Source organism: Streptococcus sanguinis (genome assembly GCF_020729765.1).
GTDB lineage: Bacteria > Bacillota > Bacilli > Lactobacillales > Streptococcaceae > Streptococcus > Streptococcus sanguinis_Q.
In genome coordinates this window covers 1-23966 of record NZ_JAJEPD010000057.1, presented here as the reverse complement: position 1 = coordinate 23966, position 23966 = coordinate 1, and the positions used below count along the sequence as shown (strand labels likewise).

At 42.4% G+C, this 23966-nt stretch carries 24 protein-coding genes and 1 pseudogene; 7 read left to right on the top strand and 18 right to left on the bottom strand.

From position 1 onward, the window contains the following. The first annotated feature begins 118 nt into the window (after positions 1-118). From K4H96_RS07995 to K4H96_RS07980, 4 genes are all read left to right on the top strand, one after another. Positions 119-1162 carry a dihydrolipoamide acetyltransferase gene (locus K4H96_RS07995; protein WP_002924687.1) on the top strand — a complete coding sequence of 348 codons (1044 nt, stop codon included), beginning with the start codon at positions 119-121 and terminating at the stop codon, positions 1160-1162. A 78-nt stretch (positions 1163-1240) separates the two neighbouring features. Beyond that, positions 1241-2947 carry a dihydrolipoyl dehydrogenase gene (gene lpdA / locus K4H96_RS07990; RefSeq protein WP_223336878.1) on the top strand — a complete coding sequence of 569 codons (1707 nt, stop codon included), beginning with the start codon at positions 1241-1243 and terminating at the stop codon, positions 2945-2947. Between the two features lie 66 nt (positions 2948-3013). Then, complete coding sequence (locus K4H96_RS07985; protein WP_002921209.1) at positions 3014-4003, top strand: lipoate--protein ligase; 990 nt, start codon at positions 3014-3016, stop codon at positions 4001-4003. A gap of 165 nt (positions 4004-4168) precedes the next feature. Then, positions 4169-4807: a hypothetical protein gene (locus tag K4H96_RS07980; RefSeq protein ID WP_061591776.1), complete on the top strand. Its 639-nt coding sequence runs from the start codon at positions 4169-4171 to the stop codon at positions 4805-4807. Between the two features lie 86 nt (positions 4808-4893). Here the strand turns inward: K4H96_RS07980 and xerS are convergent, their stop codons facing one another. The 7 genes from xerS to K4H96_RS07945 all read right to left on the bottom strand — a co-directional run bounded on the left by xerS (position 4894) and on the right by K4H96_RS07945 (position 10526). Next, a complete protein-coding gene (xerS, locus tag K4H96_RS07975) occupies positions 4894-5964 on the bottom strand; it encodes a tyrosine recombinase XerS (protein ID WP_223336877.1) in 1071 nt (356 codons plus the stop codon). Between the two features lie 178 nt (positions 5965-6142). Then, entirely contained in the window at positions 6143-6586 is a 444-nt protein-coding gene (locus tag K4H96_RS07970; protein WP_227956460.1) for a MepB family protein, read from the bottom strand. Positions 6587-6638: 52 nt separating this feature from the next. After that, complete coding sequence (locus tag K4H96_RS07965; protein WP_223336875.1) at positions 6639-7439, bottom strand: alpha/beta hydrolase; 801 nt, start codon at positions 7437-7439, stop codon at positions 6639-6641. A gap of 79 nt (positions 7440-7518) precedes the next feature. Further along, a complete protein-coding gene (gene ffh, locus K4H96_RS07960) occupies positions 7519-9093 on the bottom strand; it encodes a signal recognition particle protein (protein WP_223336874.1) in 1575 nt (524 codons plus the stop codon). A gap of 28 nt (positions 9094-9121) precedes the next feature. Next, complete coding sequence (locus tag K4H96_RS07955; protein ID WP_125438679.1) at positions 9122-9337, bottom strand: 2-oxoglutarate:acceptor oxidoreductase; 216 nt, start codon at positions 9335-9337, stop codon at positions 9122-9124. 4 nt (positions 9338-9341) lie between these two features. Then, positions 9342-9674, bottom strand: a complete 333-nt coding sequence (locus K4H96_RS07950) for a putative DNA-binding protein (RefSeq protein ID WP_223336873.1) — start codon at positions 9672-9674, stop codon at positions 9342-9344. A gap of 153 nt (positions 9675-9827) precedes the next feature. Beyond that, positions 9828-10526 carry a GntR family transcriptional regulator gene (locus tag K4H96_RS07945; RefSeq protein ID WP_002909746.1) on the bottom strand — a complete coding sequence of 233 codons (699 nt, stop codon included), beginning with the start codon at positions 10524-10526 and terminating at the stop codon, positions 9828-9830. A gap of 238 nt (positions 10527-10764) precedes the next feature. Here K4H96_RS07945 and guaA point away from each other — a divergent pair, with 238 nt between their 5' ends. Next, complete coding sequence (gene guaA / locus K4H96_RS07940; RefSeq protein ID WP_223336872.1) at positions 10765-12327, top strand: glutamine-hydrolyzing GMP synthase; 1563 nt, start codon at positions 10765-10767, stop codon at positions 12325-12327. A gap of 87 nt (positions 12328-12414) precedes the next feature. On the opposite strand, the gene K4H96_RS07935 is transcribed toward guaA, so the two are convergent. From K4H96_RS07935 to K4H96_RS07895, 9 genes are all read right to left on the bottom strand, one after another. Beyond that, the gene (locus tag K4H96_RS07935) at positions 12415-13395 is read right to left on the bottom strand and encodes a DUF1002 domain-containing protein (RefSeq protein ID WP_223336871.1); all 981 of its coding nucleotides are present in this window, start codon (positions 13393-13395) and stop codon (positions 12415-12417) included. A gap of 275 nt (positions 13396-13670) precedes the next feature. Continuing rightward, positions 13671-14525: an alpha/beta hydrolase gene (locus tag K4H96_RS07930; RefSeq protein ID WP_223336870.1), complete on the bottom strand. Its 855-nt coding sequence runs from the start codon at positions 14523-14525 to the stop codon at positions 13671-13673. Positions 14526-14639: 114 nt separating this feature from the next. Next, entirely contained in the window at positions 14640-15242 is a 603-nt protein-coding gene (locus K4H96_RS07925; RefSeq protein ID WP_223336869.1) for a lysozyme family protein, read from the bottom strand. After that, entirely contained in the window at positions 15242-16216 is a 975-nt protein-coding gene (locus K4H96_RS07920; RefSeq protein ID WP_223336868.1) for a nucleoid-associated protein, read from the bottom strand. Before K4H96_RS07920 ends, K4H96_RS07925 begins: the two co-directional genes overlap by 1 nt. Position 16217: 1 nt before the next feature. Then, entirely contained in the window at positions 16218-17480 is a 1263-nt protein-coding gene (glyA, locus tag K4H96_RS07915; protein ID WP_223336867.1) for a serine hydroxymethyltransferase, read from the bottom strand. A 47-nt stretch (positions 17481-17527) separates the two neighbouring features. Further along, positions 17528-18118, bottom strand: coding sequence for an L-threonylcarbamoyladenylate synthase (locus tag K4H96_RS07910; protein WP_223310249.1), 591 nt, complete (start codon positions 18116-18118; stop codon positions 17528-17530). Further along, complete coding sequence (prmC, locus tag K4H96_RS07905) at positions 18111-18941, bottom strand: peptide chain release factor N(5)-glutamine methyltransferase (protein WP_223336866.1); 831 nt, start codon at positions 18939-18941, stop codon at positions 18111-18113. Before prmC ends, K4H96_RS07910 begins: the two co-directional genes overlap by 8 nt. Continuing rightward, positions 18941-20020, bottom strand: coding sequence for a peptide chain release factor 1 (prfA, locus tag K4H96_RS07900; protein WP_002906590.1), 1080 nt, complete (start codon positions 20018-20020; stop codon positions 18941-18943). Before prfA ends, prmC begins: the two co-directional genes overlap by 1 nt. 35 nt (positions 20021-20055) lie before the next feature. Further along, positions 20056-20628: a thymidine kinase gene (locus K4H96_RS07895; protein WP_002906591.1), complete on the bottom strand. Its 573-nt coding sequence runs from the start codon at positions 20626-20628 to the stop codon at positions 20056-20058. A gap of 105 nt (positions 20629-20733) precedes the next feature. Here K4H96_RS07895 and K4H96_RS07890 point away from each other — a divergent pair, with 105 nt between their 5' ends. Beyond that, positions 20734-20934 (top strand): 4-oxalocrotonate tautomerase, encoded by a 201-nt coding sequence (locus K4H96_RS07890; RefSeq protein WP_223310287.1) that lies wholly within the window; start codon positions 20734-20736, stop codon positions 20932-20934. Between the two features lie 47 nt (positions 20935-20981). Here K4H96_RS07890 and K4H96_RS07885 read toward each other — a convergent pair whose 3' ends face one another. Together K4H96_RS07885 and K4H96_RS07880 are read right to left on the bottom strand one after the other, a co-directional pair. Beyond that, positions 20982-22388: a glycoside hydrolase family 1 protein gene (locus K4H96_RS07885; RefSeq protein ID WP_223336865.1), complete on the bottom strand. Its 1407-nt coding sequence runs from the start codon at positions 22386-22388 to the stop codon at positions 20982-20984. Continuing rightward, positions 22385-23692 (bottom strand): PTS sugar transporter subunit IIC, encoded by a 1308-nt coding sequence (locus K4H96_RS07880; protein WP_223336864.1) that lies wholly within the window; start codon positions 23690-23692, stop codon positions 22385-22387. Before K4H96_RS07880 ends, K4H96_RS07885 begins: the two co-directional genes overlap by 4 nt. Before the next feature lie 29 nt (positions 23693-23721). Here K4H96_RS07880 and K4H96_RS07875 point away from each other — a divergent pair. Continuing rightward, positions 23722-23966, top strand: a pseudogene (locus K4H96_RS07875) (N-terminal phage integrase SAM-like domain-containing protein); the annotation flags it as partial.

Sequence of the window (23966 nt, the reverse complement as noted above, 5' to 3'; positions counted from 1 at the left end):
GGCTAAAGTCTGTGTGAAAAATTAACTTTTCTAGAAACTAAAATTTCTTCGTTAAGTTTTCTATTTTCATTTTGATTTTTTTTACGCCCTTAATATCATAATTAGAATTGGAGAGGTCATGGCTGATGATAAGCTAAGAGCGACTCCTGCAGCTAGAAAGTTAGCGGATGATTTGGGAATCAACCTCTATGATGTTTCTGGCTCAGGCGCAAACGGTCGTGTCCACAAAGAAGACGTGGAAACTTATAAAGATACAAACGTGGTGCGCATTTCACCACTGGCAAAACGAATTGCCCAAGAACACAATATTGCTTGGCAAGAGATTCAAGGAACTGGCCATCGTGGCAAGATTATGAAGAAAGATGTTCTTGCTTTCTTGCCTGAGAATGTTGAGAGCGATACAATCAAATCTCCTGCTCAAATTGAAAAAGCGGAAGAAGTGCCTGATAATGTCACTCCTTATGGTGAGATTGAGCGTATCCCAATGACGCCGATGCGAAAGGTCATTGCTCAGCGGATGGTAGAATCTTACCTGACGGCGCCAACATTCACCCTTAACTATGATGTTGATATGACAGAAATGCTGGCCTTGCGTAAAAAAGTGCTGGAACCAATCATGGAAGCAACTGGCAAAAAAGTAACTGTCACAGACCTGCTTTCGCTGGCTGTTGTGAAGACACTGATGAAGCATCCTTACCTCAATTCGACCTTGACAGAGGATGGCAAGACCATTATCACACACAACTATGTCAACCTTTCAATGGCAGTCGGTATGGATAATGGCTTGATGACACCAGTTGTCTATAATGCAGAAAAAATGAGCCTATCAGAGCTTGTAGTAGCCTTTAAAGATGTAATCGGACGTACCTTGGAAGGCAAGTTATCTCCGAGCGAGCTGCAAAACTCAACTTTCACAATCAGTAACTTAGGTATGTTTGGCGTTCAGTCCTTTGGTCCAATCATTAACCAGCCAAACTCTGCTATCTTGGGTGTAAGCTCAACAGTAGAAAAACCTGTCGTTGTTAATGGCGAAATTGTTATCCGTCCAATTATGAGTCTTGGCTTGACCATTGACCACCGTGTAGTTGACGGAATGGCTGGAGCTAAGTTTATGAAGGACTTGAAGGCTTTGATTGAAGACCCAATTTCAATGTTGGTATAAGATTTTCTTTGCTAGTTTAAAAAGTAAAGAAACGAAAGACTCAGCAAGTGAAAAATTAAATTAGAAAAGGAAAGAAAAATGGCTTTAGAAGTAATTATGCCAAAAGCCGGTGTGGATATGACCGAAGGGCAAATTGTCCAATGGAATAAGAAAGTCGGCGAATTTGTCAAAGAAGGGGAAATCCTTCTGGAAATCATGACTGACAAGGTCAGCATGGAATTGGAAGCTGAAGAAGATGGCTATCTGATTGCCATTCTCAAAGGAGACGGTGAAACCGTGCCAGTAACGGAAGTCATCGGTTACTTGGGAGAAGAAGGAGAAAACATTCCAACTGCTGGCGGATCTGCACCTGCGGAAGCACCAACTCCTGCAACAGCGGCAGCAAACACAGATGATGATAAGAGCGATGATGCATATGATATTGTTGTTATCGGTGGCGGACCTGCTGGTTATGTAGCGGCTATCAAAGCAGCTCAGCTAGGCGGTAAAATTGCCTTGGTTGAGAAGTCTGAACTCGGCGGAACTTGCTTGAACCGTGGCTGTATTCCTACCAAGACTTACTTGCACAATGCGGAAATCATTGAAAGCCTTGGTCACGCTGCTAATCGCGGTATCATCATCGAAAATCCTAGCTTCTCAGTGGACATGGACAAGGTTCTAGTAACTAAAAACAAGGTTGTTAATACGCTTGTTGGCGGTGTTGCTGGCCTTCTTCGCAGCTATGGCGTAGATGTTCATAAAGGAATTGGTACCATTACTAAAGACAAGAATGTTCTTGTAAACGGCAGCGAGCTGCTAGAAACGAAGAAGATTATCTTGGCTGGTGGTTCAAAAGTCAGCAAGATCAATGTTCCAGGAATGGAATCATCTCTCGTTATGACCAGTGATGATATTCTGGAAATGAACGAAGTGCCTGAAAATCTGGTAATTATCGGCGGTGGTGTTGTCGGTATTGAGCTTGGACAAGCCTTCATGACTTTTGGCTCAAAAGTCACTGTCATTGAAATGATGGACCGCATCGTACCAGCTATGGATACGGAAGTTTCTAAAAATCTTCGCCTCATCTTGGAGCGCAAGGGCATGACAATCCTGACTGAAACTAAGTTGGAAGAAATCGTCGAAGAAAACGGCAAACTCCGTATCAAGGTTGAAGGAAAAGAAGATATTCTAGCAGATAAGGCTCTGCTGTCTATCGGACGCGTGCCAGACCTAGAAGGCATTGGTGAGGTCGAGTTCGAATTGGATCGCGGCCGCATTAAGGTCAATGAGTATATGGAAACTTCTGTTGCAGGTATTTACGCACCAGGTGATATCAATGGTACTAAGATGCTGGCTCATGCAGCCTTCCGTATGGGTGAAGTTGCTGCTGAAAATGCGCTGAAAGGTAATCACCATGTTGCTAAACTCAATCTGACGCCTGCAGCTATTTACACCCTGCCAGAAGTAGCAGCAGTTGGTTTGACAGAAGAGCAAGCTCGTGAGAAATATGATGTAGCGATTGGTAAGTTTAACTTCGCTGCTAACGGCCGAGCCATTGCTTCAGATGCAGCTCAAGGCTTCGTTAAAGTCATTGCTGACAAGAAGTACGGTGAAGTCCTAGGTGTTCATATCATTGGTCCTGCAGCGGCAGAATTAATCAATGAAGCATCAACCATCATCGAAATGGAAATCACCGTAGAAGAAATGCTTAAGACCATTCACGGTCATCCAACCTTCTCAGAAGTTATGTACGAAGCATTTGCAGATGTACTGGGATTAGCAGTTCACTCACCTAAGAAAAAATAATTTAAAAGATAGATTAGACTGGACATAAATCATTGTTCCAGTCTCTATCGTATAAAGAGGTAGCTTATGAAATACATTGTTAACTACTCAAATGACACAGCTTTTAATATTGCTCTGGAAGAATATGCTTTCAAACACCTCTTAGATGAGGATGAAATTTTCCTGCTCTGGATTAACAAACCCTCTATCATAGTGGGACGTCACCAAAATACCATCGAAGAAATCAACCGTGACTACGTTCGTGAGCATGGCATTGAAGTTGTGCGTCGTATCAGCGGCGGCGGAGCTGTTTATCATGATCTAAACAACCTTAACTACACCATTATCTCTAAGGAAAGTGAAGATAGAGCTTTTGACTTCAAGAGTTTCTCTACGCCAGTTATCAACACCTTGGCAGAACTTGGGGTAAAGGCTGAATTCACTGGCCGTAATGACCTGGAAATTGACGGTAAGAAGTTCTGCGGCAATGCGCAGGCCTATATTAACGGCCGTATCATGCACCATGGTTGCCTGCTCTTTGATGTTGATTTGTCTGTCTTGGCCAATGCGCTTAAAGTTTCTAAAGACAAGTTCGAATCAAAAGGTGTTAAATCCGTTCGTGCACGCGTGACAAATATTGTCAATGAATTGCCAGAAAAGATTACTGTCGAAGAATTCCGCGACCTGCTTCTGGACTATATGAAGAAAGAATATCCAGAAATGACAGAGTATGTCTTCTCTGAGAAAGAACTGGAAGAAATCAAGCAAATAAGAGATAGCAAGTTTGGAACTTGGGACTGGAACTACGGTAAATCGCCTGAATACAACGTGCGCCGTGGCACCAAGTTTACCAGTGGTAAGGTAGAAATCTTTGCCAATGTTGTTGAATCCAAGATTCAGGATATTAAAATCTATGGAGACTTCTTTGGTATTGAGGATGTAGCAGCAGTGGAAGATGTGCTGCGCGGCGTTAAATACGAGCGAGAAGATGTCCTTAAAGCTCTTGAAAGGATTGATATTAGCCGCTACTTTGCTGGAATCAGCAGAGAAGAAATTGCCGAAGCTATCGTTGGTTAAAATATGACATAAAGAAAACCAAGCTCTTGAAGAGTTTGGTTTTTCATGTAAACAGTATATTTCAAATCAACAACATTCTTACGTTTCCTTAACCAGCTAGTTTTCTCTAGGCTTTATTTACCAGATATGATAAAATGATAGGGAATCAGAGAAAGGGGTGCCTTGATGCAGAAAGTCCCAGTAGAAAGCCTTGGTTTGTTTGAGCAGTTGGACCGCACAGTTGTAGCTTTTCTGAAGAAAAAACCATCTCCTAATCCAGACAATTTTTATGTTAGCATATCTCCAGAAGATTATGAGAAAAAGAAAGAAGAATTTGAAAAATCAGGCTATCAAGCTGTGAAATTACCGCTTGGCATGGCGTTAGATAATGTCATTCAGCAACCTTCTTTCCAAAACCTAGTCATTGGTGGGCTCTACATGGTAGATATCTTCGTTCCCAAGGAAGATCTGCTGCCCTTAAAGGATCTTGTTGACAGCTTTTGCATCATGTTTGCAGCAGCTAATAATCGAATAGAGAATATCAAGGCTTACGATCTGATGAAGAGTAAAACGGTCTATTTTATCGGAAAACTCTTCACGGATAATCCTCAGCCAGGCGATGAAGTTAGCTTCGAAGGGTTGAATAGAGAGACAGCAGAAGGCTCCTACGAAGCAGTCAAATGTTTCCTAACTAGAGAAAGCGCTGAAAAGTACAACTCTAAAAATCGACCAATTACAGCAGCAAATCTAGAACATCTCAAGCACTTCTGGGGCAAACCGCTGATTGTCGAGCCGCATCGAAACTACTGGATTGAATTTTTATAAGAAAAAGAGCGAAGCATCTAAACTAGATTTTCGCTCTTTTGTTGTTATTGTCATTCTCCGTATTAAATATTTTAAATTATGTAATATTATAATTTATCCAAAGCGTTCTTTTGCTCATCATTGACAATGTGGGTGTAGAGGTCTGTTACCTGAGTGCTAGCATGCCCTAACTGGTGACTGACGAGAACTTGAGATTTGGTTGCATCGTATAAACGTGTAGCAAGCGTGTGGCGGAGTTTGTGAGGCGTCACTCGCACCTTGAAGTCTTCAGAATACTTGGCCACCATTTTTTCAACACTGGAAGCATCGATGCGATTAGGACTGCCTCGGTATTCAGTCAAAAAGAAGGCTGTATCAGTCTTTTCGGCCTTGTATCGCTTGCTCCGAATGCTTAAATACTCTTCTAAATAGGGCTTGGCAAAAGCAGCAACATTGACAGAGTCCCTTTTCCCGCCTTTTCTAGTTACTTCGATAACCATCATTTTGAGATTGATGTCTTTCAGATCAAGATTAACAGCTTCAGACAGACGAACACCAGAGGCTAGCAGCAAGGCAATGATAGCTAGATCACGTTCTTTGTTTTTGTTGAAGGAGGACAGAGCGCGATTAGAGAGCTTCTTAGGGTACTCTGTATCAATATACTGGAGGAATTCTTCTGTCTCATCTCCTAAAAAGAGCTTCTGCTTTATATTCTCTGCACGAGCAGCCAGAGTTTCCTTTTTCTTCTTAGTAGCAACTTTTTTCATCACATTTCGATAGAAGTAGGGCTCACCCTGCTCGTTTTCCACTTCCTCAGTCAAATACTTGTAGAGGCTGGACAAAGCCGAAAGAGTCCGGTTAATGGTTGTCTGGGAAACACCATTTTGAGTTGTATTGGCATTTAGAAGCGGTCGCTCACGCAGATAAAGAATGAAGGCCTCCATGTCTTTTTTGGTCATATTTTCCAAGATTGAGAGAGGAATCTCAGCAATATGCGAAGCATCCGTGATACCAGATTCTAGCACCCAGTTAAAAAAGCGATCATATTCTTTGAGATATTCGTATAAGGTTGTAAAACTATAAGGCACCGCCAGCTTAGATTGGTAATATTCCAGAATATACCAGGGCATGGTGGCCTTGAGTTTATCAATTCTTTCTAATAACAGTTCACGTCTCATCACATTTCTCCGTTTTTTCTATAATAGTAGTATAGCATATCTAGATATATTTTTCAAGAAAATTATAGTTTTTCGGAAAGATGTAAGAGGACATATATAGTCCAATCTTATTAAAAAAACGGATAATAAAAACAAGACAGAATTGAGAAATTAAACTCTGTCTTGTTTTACCTGAAACTTATTCTTCTAATTCGATTTTTTGAAAATAATCCAGTTGCCATTTTTGTGTTGCCTGAGCTGTTTTATTTAAATTGCTGCACCAGGACGGATAAAACCGCATAGCCATCTTTCCTTTACAATCCTTTGTAGAAAGAATTTTTTTACTGATAGCCACCTCTTTGGGAATGATAAATATACCGAAATGACGGTCTTCGATGACGACAATAACCAGTTCATCACCTAAGTCTTTATCAGTATATGGAATGTTCTTATTGTCTTGGTCTTTTTTCCAAAAGACTGTAAAGTAGCCTTCTTTTTTAGSTGTCTTCTTTGCCAAACGGCATCTTTTATATTCTTGATCATCCTTTGGCTTAATCAAAATGCTTTCATAGTCTTCGTTCCATTTTTCATTTACCAGATCAAAGTCACCATAATACCTATAAAGAATATCTGTCATTTTCATTGTTTTATTACCTTTCTAATTTTTACTAAAATTAAATTATGTAAAATATTCACTAGAATAAGAAATCCCTAATCAAATCAACTACCTGTTCATTTTGAGGCAGAGAGGAATGGTGGGCATCCTTGCCTACGATGACTACCTCTCTGTGTGAAGCAATCTTTCCTTCGTAAATCAAGCTCCCAGCCTCTACACTGCTTTTATGTACAATTCCGTCACCATCTCGGAAAAAAATTCCCAAAATCGACAAATGCTGCAGCTTCTTAGGAAGTTTTCCTTTGTTATATACAAAGTCATCTAGCATCGCAACTCGTTGATTGAGATTTTTCTTGTTTAGATTATAAGGGCTGCCAATAGTCAGGAGCTTTTTTATCTCTAACCCAGAATGGTTTGCCAGATATTGCTGCAGGAATACTGTATAAATTAGACCACCGTTAGAATGCCCCAGCGCCTTAAAGCTGTTAAAAGAATACTTCTCTCGCAAAACAGTCAAGGCGGCGTCAAACATGGCCGCCTGCTGCTTGATGTTTTCATAACCATCGCGATTATTTTGAAAGCCAACCACAAAAATGGGATTTCTATCCTTCCGCTTCAAATGCCCTCGATAAGTCATATGTCCGTCATTCCAGACTTTAATACGGACTAGGCTATGACGCGAATGCTGATTGCGGTTGAGTTTTTTAACCATTCGATTAAAACGATTCTCTGTCGCTGAACTACCTGGAATCATGATAATAGGATGTATTTCGACCTTGCTGGCAGGTAGATGAGAAATAGGGTGGCTAGGCAGCTTATTCAATAATTTTTGAAAGGTTTTAGCAAGTCGATGAATCAATTGAGTCAAAAAAGGCTTCATTCTAAGTCTCCGTATCTGAATCTGATGTTTCCAAAAACAAGCCACATAAAACTTAGTTATGCGAATTGTTTTTTTGTTATTACTTCCGCTTCTTCTTGTTTTTCTTCATTTGCTTGGCCATTTTATTCATGCTGCGGCGCATCAGGAACTCTCCAGCCTTACCTTTGAGGCCGCCGCCAAACATTTGGCTCATATCCGGCATGCCGGCTCCACCTAAGCCTGACATATCTGGCATACCGCCTTGGCCCATCATGCCTTCTAGAGCTGACATGTCAGGCATTCCTCCGCCACCAGGCATGTTCTTAGGCATATTGTTTGGATTGAGCCCCATTTGCTTCATCATCTTGCTCATATCGCCTGACAGAACGCCCTGCATCATCTGCTTAGCTTGATTGAAGTCTTTGATAAATTTATTGACATCAACGAAGCTGTTACCTGAACCATTGGCAATCCGACGGCGACGGCTAGGACTCAGCAAGTCAGGATTTTCACGCTCAGCCGGTGTCATAGAGGATACGATAGCACGTTTGCGGGCAATTTCTTTCTCATCCACTTTGATATTCTTAAGAGCAGGATTATTGGCCATGCCTGGAATCAGCTTGAGCAAATCTTCCATAGGTCCCATGCCTTGTACCTGATCCAGCTGATCAATGAAGTCATTGAAATCAAAGGTGTTTTCCCGCATCTTTTCAGCCATTTCAAGCGATTTTTTCTCATCGTATTCTTGAGAGGCTTTTTCGATCAGAGTCAGCATGTCCCCCATACCGAGGATACGACTAGACATACGGTCTGGGTGGAAGGTTTCGATATCAGTGATTTTTTCACCAGTACCAGTAAATTTAATAGGCTTACCAGTAATCTGACGGACAGACAAGGCTGCACCGCCACGGGTATCGCCATCAATCTTAGTCAGGATAACACCGGTCACTTCCAGTTGGCTGTTAAATTCACGAGCGACATTAGCTGCTTCCTGACCAATCATAGCATCGACAACTAAGAGGATTTCATTGGGATTAGCCAGCGCTTTGACATCTGACAGCTCCTGCATGAGCTTTTCGTCAATTTGAAGACGTCCAGCTGTATCAATCAGGACATAGTCATTGTGGTTAGCTTTTGCCCGCTCCAGACCTTGACGGACAATCTCAACAGCTGGAACTTCCGTGCCCAAAGCAAAAACAGGTACATCAATTTGCTGTCCAAGTGTTTTCAGCTGATCTATAGCCGCTGGACGGTAAATATCCGCCGCAATCATGAGCGGACGAGCATTTTCTTCTTTCTTGAGCTTATTAGCAAGCTTTCCAGCGAAGGTGGTTTTACCAGCCCCTTGCAGACCAACCATCATGATAATAGTCGGAATCTTTGGTGACTTGATAATCTCAGCAGTATCAGATCCCAGGATGGTTGTCAGCTCTTCGTCAACAATCTTGATAATCTGTTGCGCTGGATTGAGGGTATCGATAACCTCATGACCGACAGCGCGCTCACGGACTTTCTTGATAAAGTCTTTGACAACTGGCAGGGCAACGTCGGCTTCTAAGAGAGCCAGACGAATCTCTTTGGTTGCTTCCTGAACATCGCTCTCTGAGATTTTTCCTTTTCTGCGCAGATTTTTAAAGACGTTCTGCAAACGTTCTGTTAAACTTTCAAATGCCATTTTTTATTTCTCCTAGTTTCTATTTCAATCAATTCAGTGGAAATTTTCCAAAACGAGTTAAACAAGCGTATTCTTCAGCAGAGACTTCTTTCATAATCTCATTTGGGTAGCCCCAGCAGCTGAAGCCTTCTTGCATTGCCTTAGAAAGATCGTCAGGGGAGATGAGTTGTACCCTAGAAGGAAAAGGTTCTTCCGACTCCAACAACCAGCAAGACATTCCCTTGTAGATAACTTGTTTAGCCATATGGTCACTCCCTATTATCAATACCAGACAGAATCCCGATCTGCTCCTGCAGATAGCTGTCGTCAGGGTATTTCTCTGTAATCTGGTCAAATATCTGACTTCTGACAATATAGTCCGAGTACATGTGCAGCTTTTTCTCATAGTCTTCCAGAATCTTCTCTGTCCGTTTGATATTATCGTAAACAGCCTGACGGCTAACACCAAACTCCTCAGCAATCTCAGCCAGGCTGTAGTCGTCTGCATAGTAGAGCTCGATATAGTTCATCTGCTTGTCAGTCAAAAGCGCCGCATAAAACTCAAAGAGAGCATTCATTCGGTTTGTTTTTCCAATTTCCATAAGAAACATTATACCAGAAAAGCATGATAAACTCTAGTCTGACAAGGGAAATATACACTCGAAATATGAGATTGCAAAATGTCAATCAGCTTTTTTCTGCCGAGCAAAAGACAAGTTAAAAACCCTTGGTGATAACCAAGAGTTTTGTAATAATTAATTGTTTTCCAAATAAAATTCAAAACGATCGCCAACATACTGACTTTTTACATATTCAAAAGCTGTGCCGTCGTCAAAGTAAGAAATCTGAGTCAGTCCTAAGATGGCATGGCCGCGAGGAATATCGAGGTAATTGGCGATTTTTTCCTTAGCCAGCCGAGCATAAATAGTCTGCTGGGACTTGCCGATCTTATAGCCATGTTCCTGCAAGGTCTGGAAGAAATGACTGGTCACCTCTTCTTTTTTGAAATTCTTAATGAACTTCTCTGGAATTGAAGCCACCTCGTAAACCACTGGCAAATCGTCAGCGTATCGAACCCGCTCCATCCGAATGACATTTTCCGTCTTGTGGATGCCTAGCTTTTCCACTTCCTGCTCGCTCGGCAGGGTACGTCGATAAGAAATGAGCTGGCTAGATGGCGTTTTGCCTTGTGCCTTCATGATTTCCGTGAAGCTGGTTGTGCCGCGCATTTTCTCCTGAACGCGTGTGCTGGCTACGAAGGTACCACTCCCGACTCGACGCTCCAGCACTCCCTCCTCAACCAAGAGTGTGATGGCCTGACGCAGGGTCATACGGCTGACCTTAAAGGTTTCGGCTAGATCTCGCTCGCTGGGCAGGCGCTCCCCAATCTCCCAAACGGCATCGTCAATATCTTTCTTAATCTGATCATGAATTTTAATATATGCGGGTAACATGTCGGCTCTTCTTTCTTATTTGGTACCTTCCTTTATTTTAGTACCAAATACTTCAAATGTCAAACTAAATGATAAGTATTAGCTCTCAAGTGCTTGCTTTTATCACGATTCTAGCTGTTAAGCCAAATAAAGACTCATATTCGTTTTTTCATCACTCTTACTCCTTATTACCTTGGAAAAATTCCTTTTTTGTGATAAAATGAGGGGAAAAGATTACTTCTTTTAAGAAAGGGAACAGATGACAACTAGAACTGAATTGCAAGATGTCGAAAAGATCATCGTGCTTGATTACGGCAGCCAGTACAACCAGCTGATTTCACGCCGCATTCGTGAAATCGGTGTTTTTTCTGAGCTCAAGAGCCACAAGATTACCGCTGACGAAGTCCGTGCTATCCAGCCTATCGGAATTATCCTTTCCGGCGGTCCGAATTCTGTATATGAAGACGGCTCCTTTGATATTGATCCGGAAATTTTTGAGTTGGGAATCCCGATTTTGGGGATTTGCTATGGTATGCAGCTGTTAACTCACAAGCTGGGCGGCAAGGTTGTTCCTGCTGGTCATGCTGGAAATCGTGAATATGGTCAGTCAACTCTGTCACATACTGCTAACTCCAGCCTTTTCAACGGAACACCTGAAAGCCAGCTAGTTCTTATGAGTCACGGAGATGCAGTAACAGAAATTCCCACTGACTTTGTCCGTACTGGTACTTCTGCTGACTGTCCTTTTGCAGCTATTGAAAATCCAACTAAGAAAATCTACGGCATTCAGTTCCACCCTGAGGTTCGTCATTCAGAATTTGGCTATGATATCCTGCGAAACTTTGCTCTTGATATTTGTGGAGCCAAAGGCGACTGGTCTATGGATAACTTCATTGACATGGAAATTCAAAAAATCCGCCAAACCGTTGGTGACAAGAGGGTGCTGTTGGGACTTTCTGGCGGCGTAGACTCTTCTGTTGTCGGTGTTCTTTTACAGAAAGCAATCGGTGATCAACTAATCTGTATCTTTGTGGATCATGGACTTTTGCGTAAAGGCGAAGCAGATCAGGTCATGGATATGCTGGGCGGCAAATTTGGTTTGAATATCGTCAAAGCAGATGCAGCTAAACGTTTCCTTGATAAACTAGCCGGCGTCTCAGACCCAGAGCAAAAACGTAAAATCATTGGAAACGAGTTTGTCTATGTCTTTGACGACGAAGCTAGCAAACTGAAAGATGTAAAATTCTTGGCTCAAGGAACACTCTATACAGACGTTATCGAATCTGGTACCGACACTGCTCAGACTATCAAGTCCCACCATAACGTTGGTGGTCTGCCAGAAGACATGCAGTTTGAGCTGATTGAGCCGTTGAACACACTTTACAAGGATGAAGTGCGTGCTTTGGGTACCGAGCTTGGTATGCCTGATGAAATTGTCTGGCGCCAACCGTTCCCAGGCCCAGGACTTGCTATTCGCGTTATGGGAGAAATCACTGAGGAAAAATTAGAAACTGTCCGCGAATCTGATGCTATTCTACGCGAAGAAATCGCCAAAGCTGGGCTTGACCGCGACATCTGGCAATACTTTACTGTTAATACTGGCGTCCGATCTGTTGGGGTCATGGGAGACGGCCGAACTTACGACTACACAATTGCGATTCGCGCTATCACTTCTATAGACGGCATGACAGCTGACTTTGCCAAGATCCCTTGGGATATTCTGCAAAAAATCTCTGTTCGTATCGTTAATGAAGTAGACCATGTCAACCGTATCGTCTATGACATCACCAGCAAACCACCTGCAACTGTAGAGTGGGAGTAACAAACAAATCTTATTTTAAATGATAACTGTAGAAACAAACAAGGCTAGAACTAAAATGTTCTAGCCTTGTTTTACATAGTCTTGGAATTAACCACCAAACAATCCTTTAAAGAAGTTGACGATGGCATTCCAGATATTAGAAAAGAAATTACCGCCTTCTTGAAGGAGGCCATTTGCATCAAAGTTAAGGTTAATATTGTTAAAGGTATCCCCTGCCTTTGAAACGATGCTGTCTTTCAAGTCACTAAGTGTCTTTGTAAAGTCAGAATCCGTAATGACTCCACTGTTTGAAAGATTGATAGCGAAATTCACGATGAGGTTGATTTGGTCACTGGTCACTGACTGAGTCAGACCATAGTTTTTCAAGGTTTCTTCAACAATCTTACGGACATCATCTGCTGTCAGATTGCTGTTGTTCTTCTTAGCATTGGCGATAGCCGCTTTGATATCAGCCAGGGCCACGTTGAGCTTGTCTGCATCATAGCCTTCCTTACCTGTATTTTCAGCATTGATACCAGAAAGGGCAGCCAGTTCTTCCTGCGCTAGATTTTTATTTTCCTGAGGAATGGTCGCTCCATTATCTTCCAGAGAGTAGTAAATCCCTGCCAAGGCGCTCTCACCTGTTACCGGAATCGGTGCTGCAACGGTAATCTGCGCGTGCTGAACACCTAGAGTAACAGCCGCATTACGATACATATCTTCTGTAACCTTAGTGATGTTTTGCGGAGTGACAATTTTGACCTCTAATGGCTTATTGCTGCCTAACTTCTGGATTTTCACAGAAGAATAAAGCTGCAGGCTAGGGTCGTTGGCGACATCCATAATCTTAGAGTAGACTTCCGGTGTCATGGTCTTAAGTGGCTTGCTATCACTGGATGAATTGTAGCCCAACATCTGCAAGGTCTGCTGTTTTTGGTTCTCATCTAAGGAGTAACCTAGAACATACTCAGGCTGCACGTAAGTCTCATCAATGACTTTCTGAACATTTGAATCGGCCGTTGCGGTCGATACAGTAAACAGAGTAGCCAGCAAGGCTCCTGCTGTCATTAAAGTTTTTTTGAATTTCATATTTTTTCCTCTTTTCCTCCCGCTATAGTTTCCCAAATTCTATAGCTTTTTTATAGAGCAAACTTCTTTCTGAGTGACTCAAATTTCTGTTTCTTGAGCTGGTGATTTCTGCTCCTTTTGATGTTCAGAGCGCTTCAGTTAAGTTGCTGCAATGATGGAGTTACTATTATCTCATCCATTAAGGGCTTGAGATAATAGATACATTTTACAACATTTCTCAAAGAAGTTCAAAGAAAAAACAGTCACTGAATTTGCTAGCCAGTAACTGCTCTTTTCTACTTTTTCCAAAGGAAGTCAATTAGTAATTCGTCTACTTCTGGATTCTCATGCAATTGGCTGTGCTGAGCCAACTGACCTGTGATTTTCTTTTCCTGGTAAGATTTGGCATTTTCAACCAGGAGATATTTGAGGCTGCGAGAAGAAATATTGAGGACAGAACCGTCGGATTCATTTTTAAAATCACCGTAAATGTTCAGAACATCTACTTGCTCTTGCGGATAGATTTCTCGTAATCCCAGTAGTTTTTGATAAGTCTGGCTCATAGCACTAGGCTGGCCAGTTTGGTCGTCTAGGATTCTCAAATCTTCAGGCAAGTCCCTTCCTTGCAGACCATTAACATGGTTGGCAATATTGACCTGCTTTTGCAGCTCGGGCAGCTTTTCATCCTGACCGTTCTCCAGCATATAAAAGAGGATGGACATATTCCCCATCGAATGGCCTACCAGATTCATCTTATCAAAGCCATAGGTTTCTTGTAGCTTGCGAATCACAGCTGCTGCATACCTACCATCTTGAGCGTAGTCGGCATTGCGGTTATCTTCATAGTTTACCTTGATAATAGGATTGATAGCACCTTTCGGTATCTCTCCTAATAAGCTTACTTGACCGTTTTTACTGACATTTGCCGTGATAATTGTCTGAGTGACTCCAGCCTTTTTGGCTGCCTCTGTCATATGATTTTCAGCATTAGAGCTGGATCCAAAACCGTGGAAAAACAAGGTCGGCGTTGTTGACTGCACAAATTGTTTTGTATTGAGGCTAGTGGCTTCTTTATGGTTGTAAAAAGCTGTTAAACCGGCAATTGTCACCAAAACCAGAATGAGGAGTTTAAAAGCAAGTTTCTTGTTCATTTTTCATTCCTTTTTAAGATAGATGTACAAAATTATATCATGTATCCATCGTGGTTACAAATATCCGGATTATTACTTCACCATCAAAAAAGAAAGAAGCTTGAAAACTTCTTTCTAAAACAATTTTAAGAGTCGCATGATGTGCATGTTCATCTTGACCTGACGGGAATAATAATAATTACCGCCGTTGATATAGAGCTCTGGGCCGTGGAAAATAGAAATAAAGTTATAGTAGCCGTAGGTCTTGCCAGTTACATTTCCTAAGCTTGGCGCCACTACATCTTTTGAATATTTCTTAGCCAGCTCTAGCGTATTTTCACCACCGTTTTTAGCGACGTAGTCGATATAGGCTTGACCAAAATTATAGGCTTGTACTGCTGTCCAAACATCTACCTTTTTCTCGCTGGCTAACTCTAGGTTATCAGACAGGGTCTGGACGCCCTGGCGAATACTTTCTCTGTTGTCCGTGATGGCATTGGTCTGACCAGTCGCGCTTTCACTGGACTGCATGACATCAGTGTCTTTTCCCTTGGTCTCTGTATAAATCATGGCCAGTACCAGTTCTTCATTGGCCGCTGTATCCTGCTCGTCCAGCACTTCTCTGACCAAAGTCTGATACTTCATGACCTGCTTGACATCATGATGAACCTGATAAATCTTATAGCCAGCAAAGAGCACGAAAAGGACTAAAATCAGTCTTCTTAGAAATTTAAACATTATTTATTTTGGATATCCTCGATGTTCTTAATCAAAATAGAATAGGTCCCGTTGTCGTTCTGGATAAATTCTACCGACTCTGCGTCCTGATAGATATTATTGGGAACGATGAGCTCAATTCCATTTGAAAGGGAGAGTTTCTGATTTTCGAACTTCTTCTTCTGGCGACTGCTGTCAATCTCATCAAACTTGACTGGCTCAGGAATGGCTTCCTTGACTTGGTCAATAAAGGTAAGTCGGGCAGTCAGATTGCCGTCAAAAAGATCATCGGCCAATTTCTCAGGCGACAGTTCGTCATTTTCTTCCAGATTTTTGAAAATACTGGATTTGACCTTGGACTGGAACTGAAAATCGTCTTTGTTAAAACTCTCGGCAACCTTCTGAGCTGTCTTCTCAAGTGCTTTGATTGATTTCTTAGCTGAGATTGTCGGATTGACCTGCAAGAGATTGTCTGACATATAATTGAGAAAGGCACCGTTATACTTGATGCGCTTTTCAATCAGATGGTACTTGCGAGACTTGAGATTGATGACCAAAGCCTCGTCCGCACCCGTACCAAAGCCAGGCAGATTGTTCTGCGTCAGTTTGATAGGATTGTCCACCTCACCCCCTAAGTGGGTCAGAGTTTCCCGCAGAGCGATTCGCAGAAAAGCAAAGTGCTCCACACCTTCTTTGTCAAACTGAACAAAAATCAGATCGTTGGTTTTCTGGTTTTCACTGACAGAAAACTCCTCCTGCCAGAGCTTGGCCACTGTCACTGATGTTTCCAGTAGGTCGTCTGAAAGCTGGGCTAAAAAGACGTTTTCGGGATCGAAAACACCTGTTTTAGCATCGTCAGAATAGACCCGCTCAATCTTCTTGCGCAGGTATTCTTCAATCTTGGGAGTAATGTTGAGAAACTTATCCGCCAGCAGTAGTTCGGTATCAGCTGGGCTGAATTGATGAATAATCGCTTTTTTTACGTAAATATCCATCTTAGTTCAAGCCCTCATAGAGTGGAAAAGCGTCCGTCAATTCGCGAACTTCCGCCCGCACCTGACTCAGCACCGCTTCGTTTTCAGCGTTTTCCAGAGCCTTGATAATGAGCTCGGCTACTTTGATGCTTTCTGTTACACCAAAGCCTCGAGCTGCAATAGCTGCTGTACCGATACGAATACCGCTAGTCTTAAACGGTGACAAAGTCTCGTAAGGAATGGAGTTTTTATTAAGCGTGATATTAACCTCATCCAAGAGATTTTGCGCTACTTTCCCATTTTCTACAACCTTAGTGACATCAACCAAGAAGAGATGATTTTCAGTACCGTCAGAAATCACACGGAACTTATCATGCTGACGGAAGACTTGAGCCATAGCTTGGGCATTGTCCAAAATCTGCTGAGCATAAACTTTGAAAGCTGGGTCAAGCACTTCTTTAAAGGCAACTGCTTTAGCTGCAATGACATGCTCCAATGGTCCGCCCTGAATGCCTGGGAAGATTGCTGAGTTAATCTTCTTAGCCAGGTCTTCGTCATTTGTCAAAATCAAACCACCACGAGGGCCACGCAAGGTCTTGTGGGTCGTTGTTGTTGTGATATCCGCATAAGGCACAGGGCTTGGATGGAGGCCAGCAGCAACCAAACCAGCGATGTGAGCCATATCTACCATAAGCTTGGCACCTACTGCATCAGCGATTTTACGGAATTTTGAAAAGTCGATGATGTGAGAATAGGCTGAAGCCCCCGCCACAATCAGCTTAGGCTGTACTTCTTTAGCTTGCTGGAGGATGGCGTCAAAGTCCAGCAATTCTGTTTCTGGATCAACACTATAGGGTACAAAATTATAGGTTTGACCAGAGAAACTGACTGAGGCACCGTGAGTCAAGTGACCGCCCGCAGACAAATCCATACCCATAACTGTATCACCTGGCTCAATCAAAGCCATATAAGCAGCACAATTTGCTTGGCTGCCTGAGTGAGGTTGAACATTGGCAAACTTGGCACCAAAAATTTCCTTGGCGCGTTCAATTGCCAGACTCTCAATCACATCCACTACATCTGTCCCACCATAGTAACGGCGACCTGGGTAGCCTTCAGCGTACTTATTGGTCAAAATAGAACCTTGAGCGGCCATGACAGCTTTAGAAACGACATTTTCCGAAGCAATCAGCTCAATATTATGCTGCTGACGTTCTTCTTCCTTAGCAACTGCTTCCCAAATCTCTGGGTCAAATGCTTTGTAGTTTTCTTGGTCAAAAATCATAAGGTGTCTCCCTTCTTTTGCGAAAATAGGACCTTAGGTCCTAAAAGTTAAAATTTTATATCATTTACTTGGGCGAGAATATCCTCGCGAGTGATTGCCCCTTGGCGTAAAATAAGAGCCTTTTCTCCAGACAAGTCTAAAATGGTTGAATCCTGACCTGTCAGAGCAGCATCATCTTCTACCCCCGAGACCTCCTCTTGAAAATCCATCATAATCTGCTGGAAAGAAGTTCCACTGGCTTTTCCAGAAAGATTGGCGGATGGACCAATCAAGGGACCGTACTTCCGAATCAACTCCAGCGTAACTGGATGCTTAGGAATCCGAAAACCCACGGTTTCCATACCTGAGTTTATCCAAGCTGGCACTCGGTCATTGGCTTGAAGGATAATAGTCAAAGGGCCAGGCAAAAAGGCTTGATAGAGCTGCTCTAGATAGCAGGGCTGGTTCTTAGAAAAAGCATAAATCTCTTCCAAGCTAGCCACATTGAGATTGAGAGCCTTGTCACGAGGTCTTCGTTTTAATTCGTAGACTAGTTCAACCGCCTCTTCATTCAAAGCCTGGGCAAAGAGGCCATAAACAGTTTCTGTCGGCAGGACAACCGCTCCGCCTGCTGCCAGAGTCTTTTCTATCTTATCCATTGTCCATCGCCACCATTCTATCTTTGCCAAATTGATCTTTCAAGACTCGGATTCGTTTTTGGGGAAAAGATTTTTTCAATAACTCTGCAACGCCGTTTCCTTGCTTGTAACCAATTTCCAGATAGATTTTTCCTATATCTGTCAGATAGTCCCCTGCCTGCTCTGCTATTTTCCGATAGACGGCATAACCATCTTCCTCAGCAAAGAGGGCCATATGAGGCTCTGAGGTCAAAACATTGATACCAACTTCGTCTTTATCTGCTTCTGAAATATAGGGCGGGTTAGAGACGATAATGTCAAATTCTCCACTAATAGAATCCAAGCAATCGGATTGGACAAAAGTAAGGCTAAGATTACAGGACTGAGCGTTTTCTGCTGCCAAGGCAAGAGCATCATCCGAGAGATCAGAAGCAGTAATCTGCCAGTTTGGACGGCTGTTTGCCAGTGCCAGAGCAATGGCTCCGCTACCCGTTCCGATATCCAAGACAGACAGAGAACTTTCGGGATTTTCTGACAAAATCAGCTCCACCAGCTCCTCCGTCTCAGGTCTTGGAATCAACACCCGCTCATCAACCTTGAGAGTCAAGCCGTGAAAGTCGCTGCTCCCAACAATATACTGGGCCGGCTTATGAGCAAGCAGCTGCTCTTGAATTGATTTTAGCTGGTCACGATCTTTCTGGCTGACTTCTGCGCGAAGTTTGAGAACAAAGTCGGTAAAGGAGAGCTCATTGAGAGCCCTATAAACGAAAGATAGGTTTTCTGCTTCTTCTCCCGCTGCTAGCAGCTCTTGCTCTAACTCCGCCAAATATTGAGCCAATGTCATTATTTATTCAGCTCTTCTAGTTTTTGCGTTTGGTCATAGAGAACCAGAGCGTCAACGACTTCATCCAGTTTGCCAGCTAAAATCGTGTCCAGCTTTTGCAAGGTCAAGCCGATACGGTGATCTGTCACTCGATTTTGCGGGAAATTATAGGTGCGAATCCGCTCTGAGCGATCACCTGTACCAATTGTGGACTTGCGCTCTGCATCCTGCTCATCTTGAGCGATTTGAGCAAAGTGGTCTGCTACACGAGCTCGGATGATTTTCATAGCCTTATCCCGGTTCTTCTGCTGGGTCCGCTCTTCCTGCATTTCGACCTTGATATTGGTAGGCAAGTGAACGATTCGAACAGCAGTCGCAACCTTATTGACATTCTGTCCGCCAGCACCTGAAGCATGGTAGATATCCACCCGCAAATCTTTAGGATCAATGTCGTATTCTACTTCTTCTATTTCAGGCATCACCAAGACAGTTGCTGTTGAAGTATGAACACGACCTTGGCTTTCGGTTACTGGAACTCGCTGTACGCGGTGAGCGCCAGATTCATACTTAAGCTTTGAGTAGACCGACTGACCTGAGACCATAGCGACCACTTCCTTGATCCCGCCTACACCATTATAAGATGCCTCCATGACTTCAAAGCGCCAACCTTGGCTTTCAGCATATTTTTGATACATCTGCAAGAGGTCTCCTGCAAACAACTGCGCTTCGTCTCCTCCTGCAGCCCCGCGGATTTCCAAAATGATATTCTTATCGTCATTTGGATCCTTAGGCAAAAGGAGGATTTTTAGTTTTTCCTCGTATTCTTCTTTTTCAGCCTTGGCATCCTTAAGCTCCTGCTTGGCCATTTCCTCCAAGTCTGCATCACCAGAGGCGTCTTTAATCATATCTTCGGCGTCTGTGATGTTTTGCAGGACTTTTTTATACTCGCGGTATGCCGTCACCGTATCTCGGGTGCTGGCTTCTTCCTTAGAAAGCTCCATAAAACGCTTGGTATCGCTGACCACATCAGGGTCACTTAGGAGTTCACCAAGCTCTTCGTAGCGATCTTCAACCGCTTGTAACTGTTCATAGATGTTCATAGATTTTTCATCATCTCCTTTTTTCTATCGTTGGATTACTTAATATCGGGGTTAAAATAGTGCTTGCGGCAGACTGAGATATAGGTCTCGTGGCCGCCAATTTTGATCTGCTCACCATCATAAACAGGCTTTCCGTTATCAGTCCGTAAAACCATGGTAGCCTTACGAGAGCAATATTGACAAATCGTTTTAATCTCCTCAATCTTGTCAGCCAAGAGCAAGAGGTGCTTAGAACCCTCAAAAAGTTCATTGCGAAAATCGTTCTTCAGACCAAAAGCCATAACTGGAACATCCAGCTCATCCACCACTCTAGCCAAATCATAGACATGATGGCGTTTCAAGAACTGAGCCTCATCAATCAAAACGCAATAAGGCTTTTCAGGCAGCTGCTGGATATAGCCAAAAATATCCGTCTGTTCTTCAATAGCTACGGCATTTCGTTTCATGCCGATGCGACTAGAAACAACGCCAAAACCGTCACGGGTATCAACAGCTGAGGTCATGATGACTACGCTCTTGCCTTGTTCTTCGTAATTGTGGGCCACTTTTAAAATTTCAATGGTCTTGCCCGAATTCATCGTGCCATATTTGTAGTATAACTGAGCCATAATTTAAATCTTTGCTAATTCATTATCTCCATTTTTACTTCACATTATTTTACCATAATTCACTACTCTTTAAAACCTCATTTGTGATAAAATAATAATAACGAAATAAAGGAGGCAGAAAATATGCCATTTGTTAGAATTGATTTGTTTGAAGGACGTACTCTGGAGCAGAAAAAAGCTCTTGCCAAGGAAGTAACTGAAGCTGTTGTCAGAAATACAGGCGCACCTCAGTCTGCTGTCCATGTCATTATTAACGACATGCCAGAAGGAACCTACTTCCCACAAGGTCAAATGCGGGAAAAATAAAAGAGACAAGCCAGCAGTTTGTGAAGATATAAACTGCTGGCTTTTTTCTATGAATGACTCCTACTGTTATCTCTTTTATTCTCAAATTCTTTAATTAATTTTTGATACCAATAAAAACTATCTTTTCGAATCCGCTCTAGACTACCACCTTCTTCCTCATCACGGTCTACATAAACAAATCCATAACGCTTGCCATAGCCATTAAGCCATGAAAGTAAATCTGTGAAAGACCATGTACAATAGCCGATGACTTGGCAACCATCTTCGATGGCATTTTGTACAGCTGTAATATGATTATCAAGATATTCAATCCGATATGGATCATGTATCTTTCTATCTTCCGTTAAGGTATCATACTCTCCTAGACCATTTTCAGTTATCATAATCGGGATGTCATATCTACTGGTAATCCGCCGTAAAGCAATTCGCAAACCAATTGGATCTATTTCCCACTCCCAGCTAGTACGCTCTAAGTGTTCGTTTGGCACATGCTTAAACTGGTCTGGCTCTCCAGCTTCAGCATTCGGTACATTAGCAGAAAATGTATGGGATTGGTAATAGTTAACGCCTACGAAATCTGGACGGCCTGCTTTTAAAATATCTAAATCTCCTTCTCGGATATCTAATTCTATACCGAATTGATTTCTCAAATATGCTAGAGCTGTCCTTGGATAACGTCCCAATAAATAAGCATCCATCCAATACCAAACATTGACATCCAAAGATTTCTCCATGGCTAGGACATTCTCTGGCTGATTATCCAGAGCATAGAGGACAGGAAAAGCAAAGCTTGGACCGATTTGACCTTTTATTTTCAAATCATGGAATCGTTTGATAATCGTTGCATTAGCCAAGTTGACAATGTGATTTACCTGATGCATTAACTGAATATTTTTGATTCCTGGTGGAAAATGACCATCCCGATAGCCTAGTCCAACAAAGACATTTTGCTCATTGAGTCCAATCCAATATTTCACTCGATCTCCAAAGTTTTTGAAGAGAATCTCTGCATAATACAGGAAATCGTCGATTATCTTTCTGGATTCCCAACCGCCGTACTCATCTTGCAGTACTTGAGGTAAATCCCAGTGATAGATTGTGATAATGGGTTCAATATTATATTTGAGAAGTTCATCAATCAAATTTGAATAAAATTCAATCCCTTTTTGATTGACCTCTCCTCGTCCCTCAGGCAAAATACGGGTCCAAGCAATAGAAAAACGATAAGCTTTCAGCCCCATTTCTGCCATCAGTTTAACATCTTCTTTATAGTGATGATAATGATCCACTGCCACGTCGCCAGTCGTGTTTTTAAAAGTCCTATTAGGCTGGCGAACAAAGACGTCCCAGATAGACAGACTCTTACCATCTTCATCCCAAGCTCCTTCAACTTGATAGGCAGCTGAAGCCGATCCCCAGAGAAAGTCTCTGGAAAATTTTGTTACATCAATCAAGCTGCTGCACCTCCTTTGGCTTCTATTGCTTCCGCTTCAGCTTCTTGCTTAACCAATTGCTCTTCGTATTTCTTGAAGAATGGATAGTAGATTAACATAGCTGGTAAAATCAAGATATAGTCCCAAACAAAGTTTTGCCAACGAAGGGTGGTCAGATAGTTACTAAAGCCCATTGGCAACTGAGCGCTGACAACAATCCAAGCTGGAATGATAAAGCCTGTTTTGTAAGCAAAATAAGTCAAAATCATCATAATAGGCACATTGAGTACATAAGGGATACAAAGAATTGGGTTGAACATAATTGGCATACCAAATGTTACTGGCTCGTTGATACCAAACCACCCAGGAATGAGCGAAATCTTTGATACGGCACTGATTTGTTTAGATTTTGATCGTAAGCCCATCAGGACTAGTGCCCAGGTATTCCCTGTACCACCAACTAAAGCCATGGAAGTGTAGAGTAAGACTGGGAAGAATTGCATTGGCTGACCGTTCGCATGAAGAGCAGCATTGGTTGTTGCCGCTTGAATCCCAAGCGGAGAAATGATTGGAATAATGATGAGGGTACCATGAATACCGAAGCACCAAAGAACCAGCGCTAACATACAAAGCATCACAATCCCTGGAACAGATGATACAGCGCCAAGCGGTGCACGCAAGAGAGCCATAAAACCAGACGGAACATTATAAGCTCCTGCTGTCAAGGCTCCAATTCCAACATTCAGCAAGAGGAAGAGAGTGATGGAGAAGAATACCGGCAGAATAGAGCCGAAACTATCTTGCAGGAACTGCGGCACAACATCTGGCATCTTTATTTTAATATCTTTTTCATAACAGAATTTTTCAATCTGTACGACGACAAAGACAATAAAGAAGCTGATAAACATACCTTGTGAGCCAAGGTAGTCTAATTGCAGGCCGGAGAATTCTTCAGTATCAACAAAAGCTCCTGCCACAAGCATGAAAGTAACTGCTGTATCAACAGCTGCCATAATAGGGGATTTTAATTTCAAATTCTTAGCATAATGATAAGCAAAGAAGATAGCAACCCAGATAGAAATAAAATCCATTGAATAACGGAAAGGCAAGGTCAATGTATTATACACTGCATCCCCTGTTTTGAACCAACCTAGAGCAGTTTCATTTCCAATTGCAGCTAAGACTTGAAATAAGGATCCCACGGTAATCAATCCCAAGAGAGATCCTAATCCAGCTTGTAAAGACTGTATAAACACATTGTTGGCCAGTTTATAACCAATTTCCTGAAGTTTGGTCATGAATTTACTGTTAAAGAATTTTTCCATCAGAAAAACCTCCTTAAGAGCTTGCTGCCCTATGGCTAGAAAGTCACAGGCTGACAGTTAGACCGCAAACATTTGCTGTGACCAGGAGGCAAGTTAATCATCATCTTATCCCTGAGTTTGGGAGCATGAAGATAGACAAAATAACGCCTAGCAGCATTCAGGAGTTTATAAACAATCTGGCCCATAAGCTTGTAAATTTCAAGGAGATTAACTCAATTAATAGGAGAATACTGCAGCATGGTGTGACATTACAGCTGCTGGCATCTAACCCTGG